This is a genomic window from Actinoplanes sp. NPDC051633, assembly GCF_040681735.1.
GTDB lineage: Bacteria > Actinomycetota > Actinomycetes > Mycobacteriales > Micromonosporaceae > Actinoplanes.
Window position 1 is genome coordinate 1 of record NZ_JBFAZH010000690.1, and the last position, 4,231, is coordinate 4,231.

General features: G+C 70.3%; 6 protein-coding genes. 3 read left to right on the plus strand and 3 right to left on the minus strand.

Annotated elements, in window-relative coordinates; translation table 11 throughout:
- The coding region (locus AB0M20_RS29830; protein WP_364303647.1) for an FAD-dependent monooxygenase at positions 1-1,128 on the plus strand (1,128 nt) is incomplete at its 5' end.
- A gap of 21 nt (positions 1,129-1,149) precedes the next feature.
- On the opposite strand, the gene AB0M20_RS29835 is transcribed toward AB0M20_RS29830, so the two are convergent.
- Together AB0M20_RS29835 and hpt are read right to left on the minus strand one after the other, a co-directional pair.
- Positions 1,150-1,713 carry a hypothetical protein gene (locus AB0M20_RS29835; protein ID WP_364303648.1) on the minus strand — a complete coding sequence of 188 codons (564 nt, stop codon included), beginning with the start codon at positions 1,711-1,713 and terminating at the stop codon, positions 1,150-1,152.
- On the minus strand, positions 1,700-2,254 hold the full coding sequence (gene hpt, locus AB0M20_RS29840; protein ID WP_364303649.1) for a hypoxanthine phosphoribosyltransferase: 555 nt from the start codon (positions 2,252-2,254) through the stop codon (positions 1,700-1,702). Before hpt ends, AB0M20_RS29835 begins: the two co-directional genes overlap by 14 nt.
- A gap of 147 nt (positions 2,255-2,401) precedes the next feature.
- On the opposite strand from hpt, the gene AB0M20_RS29845 reads away from it, so the two are divergent.
- Positions 2,402-3,337 carry a CDP-alcohol phosphatidyltransferase family protein gene (locus AB0M20_RS29845; RefSeq protein WP_364303650.1) on the plus strand — a complete coding sequence of 312 codons (936 nt, stop codon included), beginning with the start codon at positions 2,402-2,404 and terminating at the stop codon, positions 3,335-3,337.
- Here AB0M20_RS29845 and AB0M20_RS29850 read toward each other — a convergent pair.
- Positions 3,303-3,713, minus strand: coding sequence for a GNAT family N-acetyltransferase (locus tag AB0M20_RS29850; RefSeq protein ID WP_364303651.1), 411 nt, complete (start codon positions 3,711-3,713; stop codon positions 3,303-3,305). The two genes, AB0M20_RS29845 and AB0M20_RS29850, sit on opposite strands and share 35 nt — an antisense overlap.
- A gap of 75 nt (positions 3,714-3,788) precedes the next feature.
- On the opposite strand from AB0M20_RS29850, the gene AB0M20_RS29855 reads away from it, so the two are divergent.
- Positions 3,789-4,231 (plus strand): hypothetical protein (locus tag AB0M20_RS29855; protein WP_364303652.1); only part of this gene is annotated, 443 nt, incomplete at its 3' end.

Sequence of the window (4,231 nt, forward strand, 5' to 3'; positions counted from 1 at the left end):
CTGCTGGGCATCCCGCAGCCGGTCGTCGTCCGGCTGCTCGAAGAACACACGATCGAGCTCGGCGCGCAGGTCCGGCGCGGCTGCGCGGTGGCCGGCCTCGAGCAGGACGACACCGCAGTGACCGTCGAACTGGCCGGCGGCGAACGGCTGCGTACCCGCTATCTCGTCGGCTGTGACGGCGCGCGCAGCACGGTGCGCAAACTGCTCGGCGTCGGCTTCCCCGGCGAGCCCTCGCGCAACGAGACGCTGATGGGCGAGATGGAAGTAGGCGTGCCGCCGGGAGAGGTCGTCGCCACCGGCAGGCGGTTCAGCCTCCGGCCCGTCGGCGTCGGGATCTACAGCGTCGTGGTCCCCGCCGCGGGAGTCGGCGATCGCGCGGAACCGCCCACCCTCGACGATTTCAAACACCAGTTGCGCGCCATCGCCGGCACCGATTTCGGCGTGCATTCCCCGCGCTGGTTGTCCCGCTTCGGCGATGCCACCCGGCTGGCCGACCGTTACCGGGCCGGCCGGGTGCTGCTGGCCGGCGATGCGGCACACATCCACCCGCCCATCGGCGGGCAGGGCCTCAACCTGGGCCTTCAGGACGCCGTCAACCTCGGCTGGAAACTGGCCGCGCAGATCCGCGGCTGGGCGCCGGACACGCTGCTGGACACCTACCAGGCGGAACGTCGCCCGGTCGCCGAGGACGTGCTGGACAACACCCGCGCGCAGACGGAGTTGCTGTCCGCCGAACCGGGCCCGCGGGCCGTGCGCAGGCTGCTCGCCGAGCTGATGGACTTCGACGAGGTGAACCGCCATCTGCTCGGGAAGATCACCGCGATCGGCATCCGGTACGACTTCGGCCCGGGCCCCGACCTGGTCGGTCGCCGCCTGCGCGACATCGACGTGAACCGAGGCCACCTGTACGGTCTGCTGCATCGCGGCCGCGGCCTGCTGCTGGACCGCACCGAACGGCTGACCGCCGGCGGCTGGTCCGACCGGGTCGACCACCTCGCGGATCCGACCGCGGCACTGGATGTCCCGGGTCTCCTGTTGCGCCCCGACGGCTACGTCGCCTGGATCGGCGACCAGCAGCAGGACCTGGACGACCACCTGCTCCGCTGGTTCGGCAGGCCCACCACCTGAGCATCGAATTTAGGCGTCCGCTCAGGAGACGACGGTGTCGGCCCGGTCGCGCGTGCCGTCCGCGGCGAAGAACGCCTCCTCCTCGGCCATCCAGCGCCGCCACAACCCGTCCGCCCCGGGGAACGCCTTGTCCCTGGCCAAGCCCCGCGACAACCGCAGATCGGCCGGCGCCTCGACCCACACCGCGTAACTGAGGCGTCCGGCCGTCTCGCGCCGCGTACACGTCACGCCCTCGAAGATCACCGTCGGCGACCACCGCACCGTCTTCCACTCACCCAGCGACGACCCGTACCAATCGCTCCAGTCCCGGGCCTGGAAGACCGCATCGCGGCCGGCCAGCAGCGGCGTCAGCACCTGCTCGTCGAAGCGCGGCCACCACCCCGCGAACGAGTCCCACGACACGAAGTCGTCGATCTCGACGATCGGCGCGCGCAGCCGCGGGGCGAGCCGGGCCGCCAGGGTGGATTTGCCCGAGCCGCTCGGACCGTCGACGCCGACGATCCGGATCCCGCCGACCGGCTCGCGGGCCATCACCGCGGCGGCGATCGCAGCGGCCGTCTCAGCGGCTGCCTCAGCCTCTCGCATGGACCGGCGACAGGACGGCCGCGCAGCGCAGGTTGCGGTAGTGGCCCCGGAAGTCCAGGCCGTAGCCGACGATCAGCCCGGCCGGCACGTCGCAGCCGACGTACGCCGGCGTCTCGCCGAAGTCGGGCGTGTCCGGCTTCTTCATCAGCGCGCACACCGCCACCGACGCCGGGCCGCGCTGGCGCAGGTTCGCGATCAGCCAGTTCATCGTCAGCCCCGTGTCGATCACCGTGTCGATGATGATCACGTCACGGCCGGCGATGTCGAGGTCGAGGTCTTTGAGCAGGCGTACGGAGCCGGAGGCGCGGTTGCGCGTGCTGTACGACTTGATCGCCATCCACGCGATCTCCACCTGACCCGGGTACGCGCGCGCCAGGTCGACGGTGAACGTCGCCGCCCCGCCCAGCACGCCGACCAGCACCGGTGTCCGGCCCGCGTACTCCTCGGCCAGAGCGGCGGCCAGTGCCGCGACCCGCGTCAGGATCTGCTCCTCGGTGAGCACGACCGACTCGAGTTCGCCCGCCACATGCTCGGCGTCCACACAACCCCCAAGGGAAGAACGGCAAGGACCCGGGAATCCTGACACGGCCGCAGCCCAGCACCAATTTCGCGAGACCCCTTGTCGTCCCCCCGTATGCTCCTCGTCGGTTTCTGTTCACATTCGGATCACGACGACGGGGTTGCGGTCATGGTGGAGAAGGTGTCGCTCGCCGAGGTACGCGAGCGGACGTACAAGGACCGTGACGCCTGGTGGACGGTCTGGCTGGTCGACCCGCTTGCCTCCCGCCTGGTCCGGCTGGTCGCGCCGTGGCCCGCGGTGACCCCGAACCGGCTGACCGTCGGCGCGTTCCTGCTCGGTCTCGGCGCCGCCCTGTGTTTCTGGCAGCAGAGCTGGGGATGGCTGATCGCCGGCGCCGCGCTCTTCCACCTGAGCTTCGTGCTGGACTGCATGGACGGCAAGATCGCCCGGTTGAACGGCACCGGGTCGGTCTTCGGCGCCTGGCTGGACTACGTGTTCGACCGGCTCCGGGTGCTCGCGTGCACGATCGCGCTGATGGGCGGGCAGTTCGCACGTACACAAGACCTGGTTTATCTCTGGCTCGGCGGCCTGGTGATCTTCTTGGACATGTTCCGCTACCTCAACGCCCTGCAGATGAACAAGGTCAAGGACGACATGAAGGACCGCCTGGCCACGGCCGGCGAGAAGCCGATCTTCCTCGAGGAGGCCGCCGCGACCACCGTGCACCCGGCGGGCCTCGCGGAAACCGGCAGCGTGGTGACCGCGGCCGGCAAGGACGGCGTCGAGCGGCCGGTGGTGGACGTCTACGGCGAGTTCCGCGGACGGTTCGGGGCGTTCACCCGGCTGCGCAACCGGCTGATCGGGCAGCGCATCCGCGCGCACCTGTTCAGCGGCATCGAGTTTCAGATGTTCGTCTTCATCGTCGGCCCGCTGACCCACCAGATCATCGGGGTGACGGTGGCCTCCGCGGTGCTGCTGATCGGCTTCGAGCTGCTGCTGATCTACAAGCTGTGGACCGCGACCAAGACGTTCACCAGCCGCCTTACCCCAACCGTCGTCACGCAGCGTGTCAGAGAGTCCGAGACAGCTGTACCACTTCCGTGACCGGCTCGAACCCGGACCTCGCGTAGAGCTCGAGCGCGCGCACGTTGTCGCTTTCGGTCTGCAGCGAGAGCCGGTGCGCGCCCTCGTCGTGCGCGGCCTCGGCGACGTGCGCCAGCAGCGCACGGCCGAGACCTGCGCGGCGCGCGTCGGGGTCGACGTAGAGATCGCGGATCAGCCAGACGGTCCGCAAGGTCAATGATGCGGGTACGACGGACACGGTGCAGACGCCCCTGACCAGGTCGTGGCGCCCGGCCGCGTAGACCCGCAGCCGGTCGGTGATCATCTGGTCGCGCATCCACTCCTCGACCGCGGCGGGCGCCGGATTCGCGCCGTAATGCTGCCGGTACGCGTCGAACAGCTCGACCGCGTCGGCCATCCACGGATGGGACACGGTAAGCCTCACCACCGCCGTCATGTGATCATGATGCCCCAGAACGGGCATAATGATCGCGTGGATCGCGAGCAGCCAGCCATCGGCCCGTCCGACGACGCGACGATTTTCGTCCAGCCGCGCGGCACGGTCTTCATCACGATGCTGTGGGTGATCGCGGCCGCCTGGGCGATCTTCCGCGGCGCGGCCGTCCTGGTCGGGCTGCCGTTCGGGGTACGGCCGACGGCCGGCGACATCGTCACGATCGGGGAGAGCCTGATCGTCGTCCCGGCGGTCGCCGCCGCGGCGATCATCCTCGTGGTCTGGCGCCGCCTGGGCTGGTTGCACAGCTCGGTGCACGGCCTGGAGTTCGCGGCGACCGGCCGGCGCGCCGTGCACATCCCGTGGTCGGCGGTCGCGGCGGTGGCGCTGCGTCACCGCGGCGTCTTCACCGAGCTGGTGGTCACCCCGACCGATCCGGAGGCGGTCACCGAGCTGCCGGGCAGCGGCCGGAGGCCACGCCG

Coding starts and splice junctions, on each gene's coding strand:
- AB0M20_RS29845 (WP_364303650.1), top strand. CDS start 2,402: ATGGTGGAGAAGGTGTCGCTCGCCGAGGTACGCGAGCGGACGTACAAG.
- AB0M20_RS29835 (WP_364303648.1), bottom strand. CDS start 1,713: ATGCGAGAGGCTGAGGCAGCCGCTGAGACGGCCGCTGCGATCGCCGCC.
- AB0M20_RS29850 (WP_364303651.1), bottom strand. CDS start 3,713: ATGGCCGACGCGGTCGAGCTGTTCGACGCGTACCGGCAGCATTACGGC.